Annotated in this window: 22 protein-coding genes; 7 read left to right on the forward strand and 15 right to left on the reverse strand. The window is 44.0% G+C overall.

Annotated features, from left to right (window positions below; translation table 11 throughout):
- Positions 1-13: 13 nt before the first annotated feature.
- The 3 genes from ACYVAA_RS01325 to ACYVAA_RS01335 form a co-directional block, all read right to left on the reverse strand.
- Positions 14-673, reverse strand: coding sequence for a hypothetical protein (locus ACYVAA_RS01325; RefSeq protein ID WP_460538204.1), 660 nt, complete (start codon positions 671-673; stop codon positions 14-16).
- 903 nt (positions 674-1,576) lie between these two features.
- Positions 1,577-2,809 (reverse strand): ammonium transporter, encoded by a 1,233-nt coding sequence (locus ACYVAA_RS01330; RefSeq protein ID WP_460538205.1) that lies wholly within the window; start codon positions 2,807-2,809, stop codon positions 1,577-1,579.
- Positions 2,810-2,857: 48 nt separating this feature from the next.
- Complete coding sequence (locus ACYVAA_RS01335) at positions 2,858-3,196, reverse strand: P-II family nitrogen regulator (protein WP_460538206.1); 339 nt, start codon at positions 3,194-3,196, stop codon at positions 2,858-2,860.
- Positions 3,197-3,499: 303 nt separating this feature from the next.
- Here ACYVAA_RS01335 and ACYVAA_RS01340 point away from each other — a divergent pair, with 303 nt between their 5' ends.
- Positions 3,500-4,402 (forward strand): nucleotidyltransferase family protein, encoded by a 903-nt coding sequence (locus tag ACYVAA_RS01340; protein ID WP_460538207.1) that lies wholly within the window; start codon positions 3,500-3,502, stop codon positions 4,400-4,402.
- 130 nt (positions 4,403-4,532) lie between these two features.
- A complete protein-coding gene (locus ACYVAA_RS01345; protein ID WP_460538209.1) occupies positions 4,533-4,952 on the forward strand; it encodes a DoxX family protein in 420 nt (139 codons plus the stop codon).
- Positions 4,953-4,986: 34 nt separating this feature from the next.
- Here ACYVAA_RS01345 and ACYVAA_RS01350 read toward each other — a convergent pair whose 3' ends face one another.
- Genes ACYVAA_RS01350 through ACYVAA_RS01360 form a run of 3 tightly spaced genes read right to left on the reverse strand, consistent with a single transcriptional unit; the run spans position 4,987 to position 8,224 of the window.
- On the reverse strand, positions 4,987-6,342 hold the full coding sequence (locus tag ACYVAA_RS01350) for an FAD-dependent oxidoreductase (protein ID WP_460538210.1): 1,356 nt from the start codon (positions 6,340-6,342) through the stop codon (positions 4,987-4,989).
- A gap of 45 nt (positions 6,343-6,387) precedes the next feature.
- Positions 6,388-7,668, reverse strand: coding sequence for a kynureninase (gene kynU / locus ACYVAA_RS01355; protein WP_460538211.1), 1,281 nt, complete (start codon positions 7,666-7,668; stop codon positions 6,388-6,390).
- Positions 7,669-7,711: 43 nt separating this feature from the next.
- Positions 7,712-8,224, reverse strand: a complete 513-nt coding sequence (locus ACYVAA_RS01360) for a 3-hydroxyanthranilate 3,4-dioxygenase (protein WP_460538212.1) — start codon at positions 8,222-8,224, stop codon at positions 7,712-7,714.
- 226 nt (positions 8,225-8,450) lie between these two features.
- On the opposite strand from ACYVAA_RS01360, the gene ACYVAA_RS01365 reads away from it, so the two are divergent.
- Entirely contained in the window at positions 8,451-9,062 is a 612-nt protein-coding gene (locus ACYVAA_RS01365) for a thiamine pyrophosphokinase (RefSeq protein ID WP_460538213.1), read from the forward strand.
- A 115-nt stretch (positions 9,063-9,177) separates the two neighbouring features.
- On the opposite strand, the gene ACYVAA_RS01370 is transcribed toward ACYVAA_RS01365, so the two are convergent.
- Positions 9,178-9,831 carry a Tll0287-like domain-containing protein gene (locus tag ACYVAA_RS01370; RefSeq protein ID WP_460538214.1) on the reverse strand — a complete coding sequence of 218 codons (654 nt, stop codon included), beginning with the start codon at positions 9,829-9,831 and terminating at the stop codon, positions 9,178-9,180.
- A 168-nt stretch (positions 9,832-9,999) separates the two neighbouring features.
- Between ACYVAA_RS01370 and prfA the strand changes: the two genes are divergently transcribed.
- The 4 genes from prfA to prmC all read left to right on the forward strand — a co-directional run bounded on the left by prfA (position 10,000) and on the right by prmC (position 12,940).
- Entirely contained in the window at positions 10,000-11,076 is a 1,077-nt protein-coding gene (gene prfA / locus ACYVAA_RS01375; protein ID WP_460538215.1) for a peptide chain release factor 1, read from the forward strand.
- Positions 11,077-11,190: 114 nt separating this feature from the next.
- The gene (locus tag ACYVAA_RS01380) at positions 11,191-11,721 is read left to right on the forward strand and encodes a GNAT family N-acetyltransferase (protein WP_460538216.1); all 531 of its coding nucleotides are present in this window, start codon (positions 11,191-11,193) and stop codon (positions 11,719-11,721) included.
- An 86-nt stretch (positions 11,722-11,807) separates the two neighbouring features.
- The gene (locus ACYVAA_RS01385; protein WP_460538217.1) at positions 11,808-12,017 is read left to right on the forward strand and encodes a hypothetical protein; all 210 of its coding nucleotides are present in this window, start codon (positions 11,808-11,810) and stop codon (positions 12,015-12,017) included.
- 83 nt (positions 12,018-12,100) lie between these two features.
- Positions 12,101-12,940 (forward strand): N5-glutamine methyltransferase family protein, encoded by an 840-nt coding sequence (gene prmC, locus ACYVAA_RS01390; RefSeq protein WP_460538218.1) that lies wholly within the window; start codon positions 12,101-12,103, stop codon positions 12,938-12,940.
- A 102-nt stretch (positions 12,941-13,042) separates the two neighbouring features.
- Here prmC and ACYVAA_RS01395 read toward each other — a convergent pair whose 3' ends face one another.
- The 8 genes from ACYVAA_RS01395 to ACYVAA_RS01430 form a co-directional block, all read right to left on the reverse strand.
- A complete protein-coding gene (locus ACYVAA_RS01395; protein WP_460538219.1) occupies positions 13,043-13,666 on the reverse strand; it encodes a DUF2306 domain-containing protein in 624 nt (207 codons plus the stop codon).
- Between the two features lie 603 nt (positions 13,667-14,269).
- Positions 14,270-15,970, reverse strand: coding sequence for a GMC family oxidoreductase (locus tag ACYVAA_RS01400; RefSeq protein WP_460538220.1), 1,701 nt, complete (start codon positions 15,968-15,970; stop codon positions 14,270-14,272).
- 15 nt (positions 15,971-15,985) lie between these two features.
- Positions 15,986-16,537: a gluconate 2-dehydrogenase subunit 3 family protein gene (locus ACYVAA_RS01405; protein WP_460538221.1), complete on the reverse strand. Its 552-nt coding sequence runs from the start codon at positions 16,535-16,537 to the stop codon at positions 15,986-15,988.
- Positions 16,538-16,701: 164 nt separating this feature from the next.
- The gene (gene creD / locus ACYVAA_RS01410) at positions 16,702-18,042 is read right to left on the reverse strand and encodes a cell envelope integrity protein CreD (RefSeq protein ID WP_460538222.1); all 1,341 of its coding nucleotides are present in this window, start codon (positions 18,040-18,042) and stop codon (positions 16,702-16,704) included.
- A gap of 53 nt (positions 18,043-18,095) precedes the next feature.
- Positions 18,096-18,386 (reverse strand): winged helix-turn-helix domain-containing protein, encoded by a 291-nt coding sequence (locus ACYVAA_RS01415; protein ID WP_460538223.1) that lies wholly within the window; start codon positions 18,384-18,386, stop codon positions 18,096-18,098.
- Positions 18,383-19,000 carry a hypothetical protein gene (locus ACYVAA_RS01420; protein WP_460538224.1) on the reverse strand — a complete coding sequence of 206 codons (618 nt, stop codon included), beginning with the start codon at positions 18,998-19,000 and terminating at the stop codon, positions 18,383-18,385. The genes ACYVAA_RS01415 and ACYVAA_RS01420 overlap by 4 nt, the downstream gene beginning before the upstream one ends.
- 333 nt (positions 19,001-19,333) lie before the next feature.
- Entirely contained in the window at positions 19,334-19,801 is a 468-nt protein-coding gene (locus ACYVAA_RS01425; RefSeq protein ID WP_460538225.1) for a pyrophosphohydrolase domain-containing protein, read from the reverse strand.
- 116 nt (positions 19,802-19,917) lie between these two features.
- A complete protein-coding gene (locus ACYVAA_RS01430; RefSeq protein WP_460538226.1) occupies positions 19,918-20,688 on the reverse strand; it encodes a hypothetical protein in 771 nt (256 codons plus the stop codon).
- Positions 20,689-20,970: the final 282 nt, after the last annotated feature.

The raw sequence follows: 20,970 nt of genomic DNA on the forward strand, positions 1-20,970 counted from the left end.
GTGTGTTCGTTTTTTATTGATAATTAATATTTTCCCAAACCAGCAAATCTTCAATCCTTTCCAAATTCAAGTTTTCTGATTCATTAATTGCTTGAATACGGTTTGCAAATTTCTCCAAAGTCAATTCCGCTTCTTTGATTGCTTTTTTCAAGTCATCTCTTTGCAACCGAAATTTTCTTTTCTTAGGAATAGGAGTAAACTCCTCATCAAACTCTTGAACTGTTAGGTCAAAAAAAATCTCGTCATTTTCAAATTTTACTATTGGTGCAGGGTGTCCTTCATAAAAAGATTCTTTGCCGTTTGATATGTTTCTCCAAAACTGGATATCGCCTAAATCTCCACAACATTGAGGATAGAAAAGTCTTTCTCCATTAATTTCAAGGACATAACCACCAAACAATGGACTTGCTTGCTCTCGGTCATACTCGCCTTTTCGTAATTCCTCGGTATGATCAACAACAATTTTTTTCAAGTTGTCGTCACTTAATAGTTCAATTTCGTAAAGTGACGCTCCAGGGTCAAATGGCTTCAAAGAGTCTTTAAATCCTGCCTTTTTGTATGACTCATTATTGAAGTTGTCCCATTCATTTGGATATTCCCAATAAGGTCCATGTTCAGGAGTTTCAACACCCTGATTTGCATATCCAATTTCTATTACTGGTATTAATTTCATTTTCTTTTAATGACACACAACTTATGGCTAAAAGTATTACGTTTAAATCTGCTATATCTTCCTGTTTTCAAACGCTTACAATCGATTATAAACGTTTGAAAACCGATCAGTCCCAAACATAGCCAATCCCCAAAAAACAAAAAATACCCTGCATGGGGTATTTTTACATAGGTATTACTTTTTATTTATCTGACTATCCGGGATTTTGCACGTAGCATTAACAAAACAATACCTGAATAAAAGAACAGAAAAAATAAAAACCTCATAAGATTTGGTTACGTGCAACATTACGGTTACTCATATTTATTTAACCACCGAAGACACTAAACCTACACCAAGGACACCAGAAAATATTTTTAAAAACCTTAACCTCCTCTGAGTCCATTGCGCCCTCTGTGGTTTTGTAAAAAATCAGGGCCAGTATTTCATTCCTCCCGCACCTTTGCGCCGCGGCGTAGTACAACTGACGGGACGACAGTCCCCTTTGGGCACTTTGTGGGTATTAATCTTTCCTCCCTGATACAGTTTTTTTTAAACCACGGAGGACGCAAATGGGATCAAGCAATATTTCTGGGGGTACGAAGTACAATGTACCAAGTAAGAGACTTGAAAGCCGAAGGTTGAATGTCCAAAGCCAGATTTAGAGCTTTCGGCCTTAGGCGTTCGGCTTTCGCTTTTCCAGGATCAAGCAATATTTCCTCTACTCCCCAACTTTTCCGCTTGATCCTACAAAGACACAAAAAAATTCCCCCGTGCCCTTAGCTACCTCCCTGGTTTTTCCAAAAGCATCCCCTCCCCCTCCCTACACAGCGGTAGTTGAACCCAAACAAAAACAGCCACCCGCTGAAGCGGATGGCTGTTTCTAGGTTGTTAGGACTCTATAGTATTAGAGGTTGTATACTGTTATTCCTTTGTTGCAAAATCCGGATAGGCGCGCATGCTGTGCTCATTGATGTCCAATCCTTCCACTTCTTCGTGTTCATGTACACGAATGCCCACTGTTTTCTTCATGGAATAGAAAACCACAAAGCTAAATGCCAAACAGAAAGCCCCTACTGCACCAATGCCGATCAGCTGGGAGATCAACTGTGAAAATCCTGCCAGATCGCCAAAAATACCCACAGCCAATGTTCCCCAGATGCCTCCTACCAAGTGCACGGATATCGCACCAACAGGATCATCTACTTTCACTTTGTCAAAGAACACCACAGCAAACACGACCAAGGCACCTCCAACAAATCCGATAATGGCGGCCTCATTTACCGACATCAAATCCGCTCCCGCAGTGATGCCTACCAATCCGGCCAAAACACCGTTCAGCACCATGGTAATATCATAGGACTTGAATTTCCAATAGGAGAACAATAAGGCCCCAAAAGCTCCTGCCGCACCCGCTATAGAAGTGGTCACAAATACCTTGGAAACCGTTCCAGGATCGGCAGTCAACACCGAACCACCGTTAAATCCGAACCAGCCAAACCACAGCAGGAATACTCCGATCACGGCCATGGGAATATTATGGCCAGGAATGGCACTCATGCCCTTTTCGGTATATTTACCGATCCTAGGCCCCAAGAGGTAGGCACCGACCAAAGCTCCCCATCCACCTACTGAATGGACAATGGTAGAACCTGCAAAATCATAAAACGGGGTACTCAGGCTATCCAAGAATCCTCCGCCCCATTTCCACATGCCCACGATAGGGTAACAGATGGCTACATACAGAACAGAGAAAATGATAAACGGCCCCAACTTGATTCGCTCCGCTACAGCACCAGATACGATCGTGGCGGCAGTGGCAGCAAACATGGCCTGAAAAATAAAATCGGTGAAAAAGGTGTAGCCTTCATTATAGGCAAACGAATCCCAACCTTCCGGCAGGCTAAGCCCCAATCCACTGAGGCCAAAGAAACCTCCGACAAAAGCTTCCCCTGGATACATCAGGTTAAAGCCTACAAAAGCATAGGTCAATAATCCCATTGCCGGGATTACGGTATTTTTAAATAGTATGTTTACGGTATTTTTTGCCCGGGTAAGCCCGGCTTCCAACGCTGCAAAGCCAAGGTGCATGATAAACACCAATATGGTTGCTACCATCATCCACACATTGTTGATGGTAAATAATTCTTGATTCATTTGAATGACAATTAATAGTTACTTAAGATTATCTGGAATGGAGGTTTTTTATAAGGCTTCGGCCCCGGTATCTGCATTTCTCACACGGTAAGCCTCCAACACGTCTGTGACAAAGATCTTTCCGTCCCCAATCTCTCCTGTCCGGCCTTCCTTGAGAATACAATCGATCACTGGTTTCACCAAATCATCAGTAACTACAATATCTAACTTAGTCCTGGGGATAAAAGCGGGCTCAAAGGCCACTCCTCTATACGTCTCCATCTTTGCATGCTCCAGCCCCATACCCTTTACTTCATAAAAAGTAAGGAATTTTACACCAAGAGCAGCAATACATCGCTGAATCACCTCAAATCGAGATGTTCTAATAATTGCTTCTACTTTTTTCATTTTATTTAACTGACAAACTGTTTGATTGAAATAACAACCGTTTTTCAATAATTTGGCTACAAATCTAATAACCATGATTGTATTTAACACCATAAAAAAGAAAATATTTATCAAAAGCAGGGAAACTAGGGTGTTTTCACAACCAAAACCCATCAACAAAGGCGATTTTCCTGAAAAAACCCGTTTTTTTTCACACTTTTCACCTCACTTCCATTTTTTGGAATGCTTTATGGTCACTTTCTAAAGAATGTCTTAATTTTAGGCACCAAAACAAACCAGATTCACAAAGCAACACTCTACTTAATGAACAAACCGACACTTTTAATACTCGCAGCAGGAATCGGCAGCAGATACGGAGGGAATAAGCAAATAGATGGTTTTGGCCCTAACGGGGAAACAATCATAGAATATTCAATCTATGATGCCATCCGGGCTGGATTCGGAAAAGTGGTTTTCATCGTTCGCGGGGAAATCCTTGAAATGGCCAAAGAGATTTTTTTGCCCAAGCTCAACGGAAAAATCGAGGTGGATTTTGTCATTCAGTCATTGGACAGCTTGGTCCCATCAGAGTTCCAACACCCCGACAGGAAAAAACCTTACGGCACCGGACATGCTGTACTTTGTGCAAAGGATGCTATCCAAGAACCATTCGCCGTGATCAATGCCGATGATTTTTATGGAAAGGAAGCGTTCAGAGAACTTGGAAACTTCCTAAAGAATGATGTCAGAGAAAACCTTCATTGCATGGTGGGCTATGCCCTCAAAAACGTCCTTTCAGAAAATGGAACGGTAAGCAGAGGAGTCTGCGAAACCAATGGAAATGCCAAGCTCATCGGGATGACCGAAAGGACGGCCATCGCCAAAGAAGGGGATAAAATTTTCAGTCGTGAAAACGGAAATGTTTTGGAAATTGATCCCGATACACCGGTGTCCATGAACTGTTGGGGCTTCCACCCTTCCTTCTTTGAAGAAACGGAAAGAATGTGGAAGGCCTTCTTACCTGAAAACAAAGAGAACCTCAAATCGGAATTTTATATTCCTTCTGTGGCCAACACCTTGATAGAAGAGAACAAGGCAGCCATCACCCTCCTGGAAGGCGGGAAAACCTGGTTTGGGGTCACCTACCCTGGAGACAAACCGGTAGTCGTGGCCGCCCTCAGGCAGCTTCATGATGCTGGAGACTATCCTGAAAAGCTCTGGGATTAACAACCACCCAGGAGATCCACTATATTAAAACAGTTTAATAAAATTCATCTATTGGCCTAATACTTGTTTTTATTTCCAAACGTGCCTGTTCCGAATAAAAGCAGGGGTGTTTGAAAACCAATCATTACTCATGAAAAAAGTTCTTTTCTCCCACAGCCCCATTTCGACCAGCTTGGCCCTGCTGATCCTCAGGCTCAGCACATCAGCCATGATGATGACCCATGGATGGGCAAAAATCGCCAACTTCAGTGAATACCTTACCAAATTTCCTGATCCTTTGGGGATAGGCACCGCCATTTCCCTACAGCTCACTATTTTTGCGGAGTTTTTCTGCGCCGTTTTGCTGGCGCTGGGCTTTATGAGCAGAGCAGTCCTGATCCCTATGATCATCACGATGATTGTTGCCGCTTTTGTTATCCACAGCGGAGATCCCCTGGGCGACAAGGAGCTTTCACTCCTTTATTTAACGGCCTTTCTGACCCTTTTCCTGACCGGGCCCGGAGCTATTTCCATGGACGCCCAAATATTGAAAAAAAACAGGTACAGATAAAAAAAAGCCGGGAAGTTGAAGTTCCCGGCTTTTTTTATACCATCCTTGAAGTCTCTATCTGATTAATGATATCCTCATAATTGATTTTATCCCAGTTTTGGGTAATGAGCGGATCAGCCATCACCTTATCCATTATTTCATCCTGAAGCTTGCCCTGGGCATAGGCATCGGCATATTTCATATCGGAGAAGGTCACCATGGTATAAAGCGGAATCCACTCATTCGGGTACAGCTCATGCAGCTTGGCCTCGATCTTTTTCCGAATGATAAATTTCGGATTGGCCACACTGTCCCGCATTTCTATAAAGTTGTCCCTGGCCATCTGGCTGATGGCATCAGTGTCAGGTTTTCTTATTTTCTGAAACTTCTCGAATACCAACTCCCATGAAGTGGTCCCGTATTTTTCGATCAGCTCGTCCAAAATATAGCAATCTTCAAAACCACAGTTCATACCCTGGCCAAAGAAGGGAACCATCGCATGGCAAGCATCTCCGATCAGCAAGGACTTGTTCTTTAACCATGGGAAACACTCCACATTGATCAATGAGGAAGTCGGATTGTTAAAAAACTCCTCCGTCAAATTAGGCATGAGCGCATAAGCATCATCAAAGTAAGTCCTGAAGACACTTTCCAGGTCACTTTTATCATTGATTTTGTCAAAACACACCTTTTCTCCTTCAAATGGCAGGAATAAGGTACAGGTAAATGATTTATCTGGATTGGGCAAGGCGATCAACATAAACAGGCCCCTTGGCCAAATATGCAGTGCATTGGGGTCCATGGCAAACTCACCCTCTGCCGTAGGGGGAATGCTCAGTTCTTTGTATCCATGGGAAATATACTCCTGCTTGTAGTTAAGTCGGGTCTGCTTTTGCATGGCATCACGCAAAGAAGAATAAGCTCCGTCGGCACCGATAATGACATCGGACTCATTCGTTGATTTCTGCCCCTCCCCAGAGGTTAAACTCAAGGAGGTCTTTGAAATCTCTATTGCATCGCATAGATGATCAAAGAAAACCTTTACCCCTTCTTTTTCGGCTTCATCTATCAGCACCCGATTAAATTCCCTGCGTGAAATGGAATAAATGGCTTGCCCCTCCTTTCCATACGGCAAGAATGTTGTCTCGCCATGCTCATCATGGATTCTTCTTCCGTACATCGGAATAGCCATGGGCTTGACAATATCACTTATCCCTATCTTTTCCAAAGCCTTCCAGCCCCGGTCACTTAAAGCCATATTGATAGACCGGCCCTCCTTGCTGTTTTTCTCATCACGCAAATCCGGACGCTTCTCATAGACATTTACCTCCAGACCTCTTTTCTGAAGAAAAATCCCTAGAAGAGAGCCTATCAAGCCAGCCCCAATAATACTCACATTGTTATTCTTCATCTGTTTTAATTCGATTAAATAGGTTTGTATGTTAGGTTCTTTTAGTTAAGCAAATTTTTTTAAAGAACGTTCCAATATCTGTGCAAAACGAAACACATCCTCAAAACTGTTATAAAGTGGAGTAGGCGCCACCCTGATCACATTGGGATTCCTCCAGTCACCGACAATTCCGTTCTTATAAAACTCATCAAAAACGGCCTTTCCCCCCTTATGGATGAGCAGGGACAACTGACAGCCTCTTTCTTCCGGATTTTCAGGGCTTATGATCTCCAGCACCCCATTGTCTCCGTTGATTTCCTTGATCAGCAACTCCAAATAACCTGTTAAGCGGATACTTTTTTCCCTTAAGCGTTCCATTCCCGCGGCATGAAAAATATCCAAGGAAGCCTGATGTGCAGCCATACCAAGGACATTGCCGTTGGAAGTCTGCCATCCGTCTGCCCCATACATGGGCTTAAAACCCTTTTTCATTAAAAAGCGCACCTCTTCATCATGACCCCACCAACCGGCAAAGCGGTTGATCCCTGGATCATCGGCATACCTTTCATGCACATAGATACCCGCCACATTGCCGGGACCTGAATTCAGGTACTTATAACTGCACCAGGAAGCAAAATCCACCCCCCATTCATGCAGCTGCATGGGATAGTTCCCCACGGCATGTGCAAGATCAAAGCCCACTTTGGCCCCTACCTCTTGCCCTGCCCGGGTTATTGTCTTCATATCAAACACCTGCCCCGTGTAATATTGTAAACCGGCCATCATGACCAAGGCCAACTCCTCTCCTTCTTCGACTATTGCCCGGACAATGTCTTCTGTCCTCAAGAGGTGTTCCCCTTTCCTGGGAGCCACTTCCACGATAACCTCCTCCGGGTCGAAACCATGAAACCTTGCCTGGCTCTCGAGCATATACATATCGGATGGAAAAGCCCCCGCCTCTGTAAGGATCTTCCGACGTTTACCTTCGGGCTTATAAAAAGAAACCATCAATGCATGAAGGTTGCTCGTAAGGCTGTTCATCACCACTACCTCATGCTGCTGGGCCCCCACTATCCCGGCCAAGGCTTCCTTTCCTCTTTTGTGTACAGCAAACCAAGGCTCCTCCCCCTCAAAATGTCCATCTACCGCTTTTTCGGCCCAACTTTCCAGTTCTCTGTCCAAATAGGCCTTTACGGACTTTGGCTGCAGGCCAAGGGAATTGCCACAAAAGTAGATGGCATCCTTGCCATTGACCTTTGGAAAATAGAACTGATTCCGGTATTCCCTTAGGGGATCCTCCTGATCCATCTTCTGGGCATATGCCTGGCTATATTCGCTAGGGTTCATATTCAAGGCTTTTGTATCGTTAAATTCAGGCAAAACCTAAAACTTACTTTTCCATTTTGGTCCCGCACTTGGCACAGGTGGTATGTTCCGGGTTGCTCCAAAACCGCTCCATAATGGGCGGCAACTGGTTGACGATATCCGTTACCACTGCATATTCCTCATAGAGTTTATGGCCGCAGTTTTCGCAGTGCCAGATAAAACCGTCCTTTTCTCCTTCCCTCCTGTACCGTTCAAAAACCAAGCCTATGGTATTGGCGGGACGCCTCGGACTATGTGGCACCCTCGGAGGCAAAAGGAAAATCTCCCCCTCTTTGATCTCTATATCCTTCGGCGTACCCTCTTCAATCACTTTCAGCACGATATCTCCCTCCAGCTGGTAAAAGAATTCCTCTCCCTCATTGTAGTGATAATCTTTTCGGGAGTTTGGCCCTCCTACTACCATTACAATAAAGTCTTCGTTCCCCAGGTATACCTGCCTGTTGCCCACAGGAGGCTTTAACAAATGACGGTTATCATCGATCCATTTTTTAAAATTAAACGGTTTGGCTAAAGACATTTTATCAGTGGTTTTGGTACAAGTTTTTTTAGGCAAGCTTTCACTGCCTAAATGGATTTATCAACATCCGAAGAATGTCGGTTTTGGAGCCCTAAAAGTAAAAAAAAAGTACCAGTTTTTTGATTCCTAGACCTAACAGCTTTACCTCCTGAACTAAAAATATGACCTCATTTCGGCTTTTTTGATTACTTTGGCAACCTGTACCATTTTCAAACCTCCCTGCCACATGTCATCGCACCATTTCGTCAAAGAACAACAGGAGCCGGCTTTGCTGATTCTGGACACCAACCATATAGGATATGATCAAATTGCCCCGCTGTTGGAATGGGTTCCTACTGTACTTGTAGCTGAAAAAGAAGTGGAAAAGGTCACTTCCTGGGGGATCAAAATCGATGTGATATTGGCCTCAAGCGATTTCCAAAAGCTGCATTATCAGCTATTGGAGGAACAGTTTCCCCTCCGCTTTATGACCGTAAAACAAAATGATTTTCTTGAAGAGGGACTGCAATACCTCATCGCTACCAAACACCCTGCCGTCAACATCATAGGCTTTGACCATTTGCAGCTTTTCTCCATGGAAGCCAAACTGGACCTGATCAATATGGTTGTCTTTGATGGACCGATACGCTACTTCCCTGTCCGGGAAAAAACCTTCAAAAAATGGTTCCCAGAAAGCTCGGTCCAGCTACATGCCCCAGAAGGTTCGCTTATCGAGATGAAAACCGCCACAGACAGCCAGTTGATCAAAATCCAACACGCCACTTTTGTGGAGACGGGAGAAGGAACTGTTATCTTTCAATCCATGCAGCCCTTTTGGATCGGGGAAATGGTGAGTTAGTAGTTAGTAGTGAGTATTGAGTCGTGAGTCGTGAGTCGTGAGCTCAGAGTATTTTAGGTGGTATCAAGATAGAATGGGGTTAAGAAACCCAAGTTCCAAAATGAAATTACCCAAGTTATAATTTCTTCACCACTTCCCGTTTAGGAATCGCTATGCTCCACATTCCCCTGAGGTCTCCTATTTTATGCCCCTTAGCTTTGTCCTCAGGATAGAGCTCCTGGAGTTTTTTGAGGGTTCCCTCAGCAATGTCTTTCCCTGGCTCTCCATGGCAATTTAAACACAGCTCACCCGGAATCTTAATGGGCTTGGTATACAGTAAAACTTCCCCATTCTTAATTTCCTGCACATTGGGTTTGCTGGCCATACCTTTTTCCTCATTGTACTCATAAGCCTGCAGCAACATCTCCTCCTCTTCCGTTGGCCTATCCACGGGATTACGATAATCATGGGACACCCTACGGACAGAGACACCGAACTTATCACTCACTGCTTTCAGAGAGGGCAAGGCCTCCACCTGACAAAAAGCCACTGCTCCTTCAGGTCCTTGCTCTTCCAGCGCCTTAGTCAATTTGGCCATCAGTTCTTCTTGGGCCGCTTGGCTGATTTCATTTCCCCATTCCAAGGCTTTATTGATAATATCCACATCATCGACCTTTTTTATCTCCATGGACTGGTTTACTTCATCTAAAACGGACTTATCCACTTTTTCGCCAGAACCGCAAGAAACCAGCAGAGGAATAAAGGATGCAATTAAAAGAGATCTTAACATAAGCTTCCAGATTTATGTCCAAAGTTAATTTTTTCTTGCCTTCAAAACCAGTTTTGACCAGAATCAGGGAGCAACCACCGGGTAAACATTGCCTATTGATCAGGCAAAACAGGCTATTACAATGTCACTTATTTTCTTAATTTTGCCTTGCATAAAGTAAAAACAGCCATGCTTGATAAGTTAGAGCACATAAAAGACCGATTTGAGGAAGTGGGCCAGTTGATTGTTCAGCCGGACGCGATGTCCGATATGGGCAAGTACACCAAACTCTCCAAGGAATATAAGGATTTGGAAAAAGTCGTTGCGGTATACGACGAATACAAACTTGTCCTGGAAAACATCGATAGCTCCAAAGCCATTTTGGATACTGAAAAAGACCCTGACTTTAGGGAAATGGCCAAGGCTGAGCTGGACGAACTGAAAGAGAGGCAGACAGTACTGGAAAAGGAACTCAAGCAAATGCTGATCCCCAAAGACCCCAATGATTCCAAGGATTGTATCCTGGAAATCCGGAGTGGAACCGGTGGGGATGAGGCGGCGATTTTTGCAGGGGATCTCTTCAGGATGTACCAACGCTTTGCAGAAAAGCAAAACTGGAACCTTACCATATTGGACCTTACCTTTGGTTCCGCGGGAGGCTACAAGGAAATCATCAGCACCGTCTCCGGCGCCGATGTATACGGCATGCTGAAATACGAATCAGGAGTACACCGGGTGCAAAGGGTCCCTGCCACCGAGACCCAAGGACGGGTGCATACCTCCGCCGCAACTGTAGCTGTGCTGCCGGAAATGGAAGATGTGGACGTGCAAATCGATATGAACGATGTCCGCAAAGACACTTACTGTTCTTCAGGACCGGGTGGGCAGTCGGTAAACACCACCTATTCGGCTGTAAGGCTTACCCACGAACCCACAGGAATCGTAGTAACCTGTCAGGACCAGAAGTCCCAGATCAAGAACTTCGAAAAAGCCCTGAAAGTGCTTCGTTCGAGAATCTATGAAATCGAGCTGGCCAAACACAACGAGGCAGTCGGGGCGCAAAGAAAATCCATGGTGGGCAGTGGGGACAGATCAGACAAAATCAGGACCTACAACTACCCACAAAGCCGGGTAACCGACCACCGTATCAATAAGACGGTTTATAACCTTCCCGATGTGATGGACGGAAATATAGAAGAATTTATCAGTGCCCTGCGGTTTGCAGAAAATGCTGAAAGACTCAAAAACAGTGGCATGGAAGGTTAACCTTCCATGCTTTTTTTTAGTTAAGCCTAACCTAATTCTTTCTTTTTTGATTTTGGGTACGAAATATGTAGTGGGGTCAAAATTATACTTAAATGACCAAATTGAACACTTTACATGAGAGTCCAAGGCACTAAAAACATAGAACTTGTTACCTGGAGAGACCAGCATTTCCACAACCTGTACCCACTTGCCAACAACCCTGCCATAGCCAAAAACCTTAAAGACAGCTTTCCCCATCCTTATACCATCCATGACGCCCGCTTTTGGATAGAGCACAACATCAAATTCAACCCTGCCAAAAACTTTGCCATTGAAAAAGAAGGCAAACTGGTGGGGGCGATAGGCGCCAATATGGGCATAAACGAATTACGTACCAATATGGAAATCGGTTTTTGGATAGGCGAACCCTTTTGGGGACAGGGCATCGCCACTGAGGCTGTAAAGCTTTTTGTTCCCTATCTTTTCCAAAAATTCCCCGTACAGAGAGTCTTTGCCGGAGTTTACGACTTCAATATCCCCTGCATGCGCGTGCTTCAAAAAGCAGGTTTTGAAGAAGAGGCTATCCTTAAGGGGGCTTATGTCAAAGGACAAAACATCGGCGACATTTATCAGTATGTGGTATTGAGAGAAAACATAGACAAATAGGGCCAAATCCGATACAACCTACCCGTAACTGCGCATAAAAGAACTGATTAACTAAATTTGGCCTGGTTCTTGGAATTCTTATCCCTATGAAAGCATTCACCAAATCTATCAGCTACACCATAGGCATACTCTTGGGGTTCGTGCTGATGACCTCCTCCTGTATAGTTCATGAGCACTACGGACACCATGGTCAGCAGAAACACATGTATAAAAAAAAGACCAAAAGAATGCCTCCGGGGCAAGTGAAAAAGTATTATGGTATCCATCCCAAACATCAGAAAAAAGGAAAATGGTAAAGTAGGGCCCAGAAGCTGCATGTCCTTTTTTAGCCGGGCCTCTTAAAATTTCTCTTTACCTTTGTCCCAACCAAATCAGAAACATGAGCTCCGCCAGGCAACTTTACAGTACTTTCCATACGGAACTTCTAAATCTTTATCCCGATCCAGAAGCGCAGCAGCTGGTGTTTTGGCTTTTTGAGCATTTTCTGCAGTGCAGTAGAGGAGACATCGTCAGGGACAAAGAACTCCCTGAAATCCCAGAAAAGCTATATTTGGCTTTTGAGGAACTGCAAAGAGGAAAACCCATCCAATACATTATCGGAGAGGCGCCATTTTATGGATATGAGTTTAAAGTGAGTCCAGCTGTTTTGATCCCAAGAAATGAAACCGAGGAACTGGTCCACTTGATCAAAAAAGAGAATCCCCAATCCGGCCTTCATTTACTGGATATCGGAACGGGCTCGGGCTGTATTCCCATCACCCTTTTTTTAGAGATGGAGCAGGCCAAGGTCAGCGCCATCGACATCAGTGAAGCCGCTTTGGGGATTGCCCAAGAAAATGCAAAAAAACTGAAGGCTGACGTCAATTTTTACCACCTGGATATTCTCCAAGAGGATATACCATTAAACCAATTGGACATCTTGGTCAGCAACCCACCCTATGTAAGAGAGCTGGAAAAAGCCCAGATGCATCAAAACGTCTTGGAACACGAACCTGAATTGGCCCTTTTTGTTTCAAATGAGGATCCCTTGGTTTTTTACAGAACCATTGCCCAAAAGGGGCGGATGGCACTGAAGACCGGGGGAAAGCTGTATTTTGAAATTAATGAAGCCTTGGGAAAAGAGATGACAGAATTGGTAGAAGGACTTGGCTATCAAGGAGTCCGTATCCACCAGGATTTGCAGGGCAAAGACAGGATATTATCCGCCATAAAAGCCTAAGATACTTGGCTTAAACCAGGCATCACCAAGGAGATATAGTTGGAACCGGTATAAACAAGGGGAGCAACACTGCCGACAGTTGACAGTCGACTGAAAACCGTACTAGGTAGACCTGTTCATGGAAAATCCAAAGCTTCTATTCAGCCACCAGGCCACCACCAGATTGGGCACCCAGCAAAGCCAGGCCACCAGGGTATAGGCCACTACAAAATCAGCGAATATCAAATTGAGTAGAGGCAACCATATCCTTAAGGTGACCGCCGCCCAACATGCCGCATAACTATAGGTCATCATTCTTTGATGCTGCACAAGCTTCTTCCTTAAAATAAACAGGTAAGCCATAAAAGTGCTCACAAACCAAACGGTTCCCAAAAGGATAAAACCAAGTGATGTCAACCAAAATCCCGTAGCATGAAACCCCAAATAAAAACCGGCCAAAGCCCCAAGCAAGGCTGAAACCACGTAGAACCGGCCGATGGTCCGGTGCAGGGAAAGGTATCTGTTTCTAAGCCTTTGGTTAAACTGTACCCAACCTACCAAAAGAGCAATTCCGCCAAACACGATATGGATATAAAAGCCCAGGTTCCAAAAAAAGTCGGCCAAGAGTCCCGGGGCCTTTGTCCCCAACAAACCGATTTCTGTGTCATACATCACCAAATAAACCAAGGGATAAAGGCCTATTGATATAGAAAGAAGGGCAAAAACTATCAACACTAATGTTTTCATCCTATACGGGGAAGGCTTACAGCAAATTAGTGATTTCCAGCAAGATAAAAAACAACGTTCTCTATCACGCAGGTAAATCGCTATTAACAAGCTGAATGGGAGGAACCCATTGAGGGCTAATGAAAAAAACAAAACAAGGATTCCTTCAAAATCTATTACTTGAGAGGTATCCCACTACTTTAACCTGGATTATGTATTAGCGATCGTAGTAGCCTGTCCCGGCTACTGTCGGGAAGGTATGAAAAAGCAAGAAAATCAGGCTGTTTTCGACCTCACCATCCACCGTGGGTGCTCCTGTGATTGTTTTTTAAATAATGGTTATAGCCCTGGAAGGGCAAAACATTGATAACCCTGGGTACCAACCCAGGGCCAGAAGTATCTAAGTTGTCCGCTTTCTAACTAAAAATAGCAAACGGTCACTGAGCTTGTCGAAGTGAGCTGGTTTTCCTGTTAATTGTGAAAAATCTTTTCCTACCGATAGCGGTAAAGGGCCTCTTTGAACATCAAGTCATTTAGATCTTCTAAATAACTTAAATTTGTCTACCCATAGTAATCCATATAGAACCAAAAAAAAGACCGGATCGCTCCGGTCTTTTTCGATTTTTACAAATTCTGCTTTTTCAATTCTTTGACGGCATAATCACAGGCCCTGGCCGTAAAGGCCATATAGGTGAGTGATGGATTTTGACAGGCAGAAGATGTCATAAAGGATCCATCCGTGATAAATACATTCGACACCTCATGCATCTGGTTGAAGCCGTTGAGCACGGAAGTCTTAGGATCCTTGCCCATTCTGGCGGTACCCATTTCATGGATACAGTGGCCTGGAGGCGGAGCACTGTCATAGGAGCTAATGTTTTTCGCCCCAGCAGCTTCCAGAATATCAATGGCACTTTGACGCATGTCTTTCCTCATGGCCAGTTCATTTTCCTTAAACTCACAGTCGATATCCAAGGTAGGCAATCCATAAGCATCCAGCTTATCGTGGTTCAGGCTCACCTTGTTTTCGTAATACGGCAAATGCTCGCCCCATGACCCTATACCAAAGCCCCAGTTTGGACTTGGCTTGGTCTTGGAAAGTTTAAAATCGGCACCGATACCTTCAGGGCCTCCTTCACCACGGCCCCTACCGGCACCTCCTTGGTAGCCAAAGCCCCTGACATAATCATCCCGCTTGGTAGCCTCGCTGATATTCCTGAACCTTGGCACGTAGATACCGTTTGGCCTTCTTCCGTAAAAATATTTATCCTCAAAACCTTCGAATGTCCCCGAAGCACCTACACCAAAGTGATGGTCCATCAGGTTATGCCCTACTTGCTCACTTCCATTGCCCAGGCCGTTTGGAAATGCATCTGAAACTGAATTCAATAGTATCCAAGAAGTACCCAAAGTCGATCCATTCAAGAAAACAATCTTTGCATAATACTCCGTATATTCCTTGGTTTCGGCATCCATGATCCGAACACCGGTCGCCTTGCCGGACTCTTTGTCATAAAGCACCTCGGTCACTATGGAGAAGGGCCTCAAGGTCATGTTGCCCGTTTTCATTGCTGCAGGAAGCGTAGCGGAATTACTGCTGAAGTACCCCCCAAAAGGACAACCGCGGGAACAAAGGTTCCTGTACTGGCAAGGTCCCCTTCCGTTATGCGGCTGGGTGACATGGGCCGCCCTGCCGATGGTGATGATCCGATCATCAAATTTTTCCTTAACCCGAGCAGCCACATGCTTCTCGACACAGTTCATCTCCATGGCCGGCAAAAAATGGCTGTCAGGAAGCTGGGGAAGCCCCTCTGCCTGACCGGAGATTCCGGCGAACTTTTCCACATACTCGTACCAAGGGGCGATGTCCTTGTACCTTACCGGCCAATCCACACCAAAACCGTCTTTGGCATTGGCAGCAAAGTCGATATCGCTCAGCCTGTAACACTGCCTGCCCCACATCAGCGACCTACCGCCCACATGGTAGCCCCTTAGCCAGTTGAAAGGTTTGACTTCATTATAGGGGTTTTCCTTATCATTGACCCAAAAATGCTGGGTATCTTCCCCGAATGCATAGCAACGGCTTTGGATGGGATGGTTTTCTTTGGTCTCATTGGTTGCCCAGCCATGGTGCTCCAGCTCCCAAGGGTTCAGGTTGGTCGTCGGATAGTCCTTGATATGTTCCACATTCCTACCGCGCTCCAGCACCAAGGTTTTCAGGCCTTTTTCACACAATTCCTTGGCTGCCCAGCCCCCACTGATACCTGAGCCTACTACGATGGCATCGTAGGTATTTTCTTTATTTGCTTTGATATTTAAATTCATAATGTTGGTTTTGTTTTATGCCCAAGCCTTATCACCTGGTTTCAAATCAATACAGCCCTCATAGCGCCCCGGCACCAATTCGTACCTGAGTGCCTGGGTAGCTCCTGCTTCAGAACTGAAGTATCCAAAAAGTGTAAGTTCTTTGATTATCTTATATCCTCTGCTTAGCTTCTCATCCAATGCAGCGTCTTTACCGTAAACCTGGCCATCAAGTGCCGCGATAATCTCCACTTGACCTGTTGCATTCTCGGAAGAAAAGCCTTTTTCATCCTGGAGATAAACCAATGCAGTGGACACCTTTTCCCTGTCTTCCTGGGAGTAGCAGTCTTCCAACATTTTGACCATAAATGCACCTATTCCTACAGCCTTTGCTCCGGGACTATCAGGTGTTTCGGGGATGATGATATCCCCAATTTCCGCCATCAAAAGGGTGTCTTCTTCACTGAACACTCCCATAACGGCATCTTTTGAGCGGGTACAGCCTTGCTGGAAAACCGCAAGGGTAGACACTGAAAGTGCACTGCCAAAAAGCACTGCCACGCTCTTCATTGCTTCGCGTCTATTCATACTATCAATAGGGTTATACTTGATTTGAATCCCTGAAAATATCGAATTCGGAAGGGATAAAAAATTATTTTTTATGAAAAGCCATAATTCCCTGTGATTATTAAAGACCCGGGATAGACGGTAAAAAGGGAATTGCCCCTAAAAGCAATCCCCTCTTGTCCGGTTTACTCCTTGCCAATACTCATTTTGTACCAGTCTATCTTCCTGGTAAAATACATGGTCAAGGCCAAAATCACCGTAAGGCCAATACTGCCCATCAACAATGCATAATCAGTCAGCTGGAGCGTAATATAAAGAAAACCATAGGCCCCCAACAATATCAAAACCAATAAAAAGGTCAGCTTCCTGGCTTTAAAAATGGTCAGTGAGTAAAGTGCTATCATCGTCACAATTCCAAAGGTGGAAATTCCATAGGAAATATTAAACTGTGTATGTTCTGTGATGGAAACCAAAAGCACATAAAAAAGACATAAAGCAAAACCCACCAGGGCATACTGAAAAGGATGTATCTTGATTTTGTTCAAGATCTCGACCAAAAAGAAGATCAAAAAAGTGATGACGATGGTCATGGCGGCATATTTTGCTGACCGCATGGACTTTTGGTAATCATCAAGGCTCAAAATCAGATCCACCCCAAAGGCCGCTGAATTTAAATTCTCCCGCTGATTTACCCCTGTCCAAGATTGGGGGAAATTGCGGTTTAACTGAAGGACTTTCCAATTGGCTTCAAAGCCATCCTTATGGACATTGCGGTCATCCGGCAAGAAATTACCGTTGAAACTTGGGGATTGCCAGGAAGACTTGAGGCTCACCTCAGTAACACCTCCAACAGGTACAAAGGACATGTTCTTGCTTCCCTGTAGATTTAAGGCAAATTGAAAGGGTATCTTCTTGCCTACATCTGCACCGATATCAGGAAGCTCTACGGTGATACCCGAACCCAACACATCAGGGATGTTGGTGCCAGGCTTTACTTTAAGGGACTGTCCGGCCCACTGTAGGCCAATCTCTTCTTTGATCCCGCGCAAATCGGAAATCCCTATGGTCAGAAAAGCCCTATCATATTGGATTTCCTTTAGGTTTTTGGCATCCACTTTTTCCGACAACTGAAAATCACCCGAAACCCTGAGCTGTGATTTGTAAACCACCACTTCATAGATCCCTCTTCGTAACTTTTCAGGGCTGATCTCCCCTTGAATGGTAAGTTGATCAGGAAGAACATAGAGGTATTTAATGATTTCCTTGACCTCTTCCTGCTCCACCTGCTCATAAAGTAAAGGTATGGTCAATATGGGACCGTTGATCTGTTGACTGTTTGCCCATTTAGAACTGACTTCCGCAGTGGCCTTATCGCTCAATGTTTCCCTTTCCTCAATAATCCCCATGATCATTGTCGCCGGGATCAACAGCAATAATGCCAAGAAGGTGATAACTAATAGCTTTAGGGTAACTGAATGACTTATCCAGTTCCCTAACTTTTCGATTGGATTGATTTCATTTTTCATTTTTGTACATTTTTTAAAAGTACTTTGAATTACAAAGTATATGGGTAATTTTTTTATTTTAGTAACTGCTCTATGGCTCTAATATGTTTTTCAAAGGCCTTTACACCCTCTTGGGTAGCAGAGTATTTGGTATTCGGCTTTCTATCCAGGAATTCCTTTTTGAAGATAATGTATTTAGACTTTTCCAGTGATTTGAGATGACTGGCCAAATTTCCGTCCGTCACCCCTAAGAGGTCCTTTAGACTATTGAAATCCAGGTACTCGTTGACGATCAGGGCAGACATGATCCCTAACCGGACTTTATTTTCAAATGCTTTATTTAAATCTTTCAGCAGCTCTCTCACGACTTATATTTTACCTGCATCACCGCTCCGTAGATGACATGCAGTACCCCAAAACCTATGGCCCAAAACAATAGTCCAAACCCAATAAAATAACTCGCCAGCAAACCTAATACTATTTCCGCCAAGCCCAAAGTCCTCACCTCACCTAAGGTATATTTGCTGACATTGACCAGCGCCAGTCCATAAAAAATCAGGGTCAAGGGAGCTATCAATCCAATATAGCCTTTGACCAATAAGATCACGCAAAAAGCCCCCCCGGCAAGCAAAGGAATGGCCAGATTGATCAACAACCTTTTGGTTTGGTAATCCCAAAGTTTTTCCTGCCTCTGGGCCACCTTTCTTTTGGTAAATACTATTCCTGCCACCACAGAACACAATAGGGTAAGCGCCCCGATCAGTCCTAAGATGAGTATACTTTCCCTATTTACGATCAGTGTACCGTACTCCATCGACTCCTGATGTACATACACCAATTCATAGGCCGCATAAGCCCCTATGAGCGCAAAGACTCCCGCAGCAATCCCTGACAATCCGCTCAAGGAAATAAACTTGGATGACCGGCTCATGATCTCCCGGATAGACTGTAAATCTTCGATGTATTTTTGTTGGTCCATAAAAAGTACTTTGAATTACAAAGTAAATATAGAATCTATTCAGCTCAAATCAAAAAAAGCAAATGTTAAACATTCTTAACAGGCTCTTGGAATGAATTGGTTATTGCGCAATTTAACTATACACCTATATTTCAGTGGATTCCTATTATACAAGTACCCTGAAATGCGGAAAATCAAGAATAAATAATCTGCGGCGATCTGCGAGCTCTGCGGGAAACACTTTGTAAAATTTGAAGCTACCCACAGCATTGCGTACAATTACGCTGGAGTATTTGATCCCTTAATGAACAAGATGTTTGGGCATCCTACATTGATCTTTTAGACCTTTCTCAATCACTTGCCCAAAATCCCCTTCAGATCCGCAGGAGAGTAATTTACAGACTTAAGGGTTTTGCGGTCCTCTTTTCTAAATACAAGGTATAAATCCCCTTCTTTCTCATAAAAACAGTCCACACCTCGTGCTTGATAATGCGCCACCGTTGCTTCAGCCTCCTCTACGGACTTACACGCCTTGCTCATATTGGAACGCTGCACTTCATTGAATAAGGCTTCAAACTTATCCGCCAAACCAAACTCCAGTACTGCCCCAGCCAATACATACTGTATATCACACAATGCATCGGCCACTTCCACGATGTCTTGATTCCTGATCCCTTCCTCCAACTCTTTCAATTCCTCAGCAATTAATGAAACCCTTAATTTTGACCGCTTTTCCTCCGGGATGGCAGGCTGCGACAATACGGGATGCTTAAAAGTTTCATGAAAAGCGGCTACAGCGCTAAGTGTTTTAGGATCTTTCATACTACAATTACTATCACTTGGTTAATGGCAGCGAAAAAACTTTAAATAATCTCTAAATACAAAAAAAGGCCAGAAAAATTTCTGACCTTCTACCGTTAATACTTCACAATAGGTTCTTATTTCTTCAGCATTACCGCACTTTCAATATTGCTTTCGATTTTGCTGTACAGCGCGGCATTGCCATCGACGTTACCTGGACCGATTTCGATTACGCCATCCAAATCAGTATCCAAAGCAGCACTCATGTCAACTCCTGCAAATACCTGCTGCATATCAAAAACAATGTTCATATCGGTATTGCCATTTACTTCATATCCTTGGGAACTTTCTGCTGCAGCTCTCAATTGCTTCTCAGCTTCCAACCACACATGGGTAGCCTTACCTTCTACTTCACCGGTAATCAATAAGGATTTATCCTGCATTTCACTTTCCGTACCGGCCTCTGTATTTTGATACAATTTAAAAAGCACTTCCGTGTAGTTTCCATTGGGAGTTTCTCCCTGCCCAATAACCACTACTTTACTTTCTCCATCAGCAATTAAAGAAAGGTTCTTCTGTTGAGAAACTTCAGAACCAAGTTCTGCACTGATATTACTTTGTAAAGTACCGTTGCCAATGCTGATACCCGCATTGATTTCCGCCATGGAAACATACTTCATTTCCATATCCTGGGTACCTACTTTGAAGGAGCTAATACTCATTGCCCCAGCTCTAACTCTTCCATTTTCACTACTTGTTCCTGATTCACCCTCTGCGGTAGATTTCAATGTAACCTGACTATGTCCCTCTTTGGGAGTTTCCTCGTCTTCAGAACAAGCCACCAATACAAGCCCTAAGCTCAAGGGCATCATCCATTTTGCAAAATTTTTCATTGAGTTCCTCATCATAATAAATAGTTGGTTTAGTTTCTGCGGAATTTATTGCAAACAAAATGCCAAAAAACGATATCAAATCAACTTTTTATGTAAACAAGCAATCAAATCACTGAAAAACAGACAATTAAATGAAAAACACCGTAATAAACAGCGAACCAATCAATTACTATAGTTTATTCAACTTGCACCAAAACCTAAGGAAAATAAGTAAAACAACAATTTAAACCTTAGTGCTGAGCCTATAAAAACTAAAAAGTCGGACCAGAAACCCGGCCCGACTAGAAGTTAAAATTT

The organism is Echinicola sediminis (assembly GCF_054777495.1).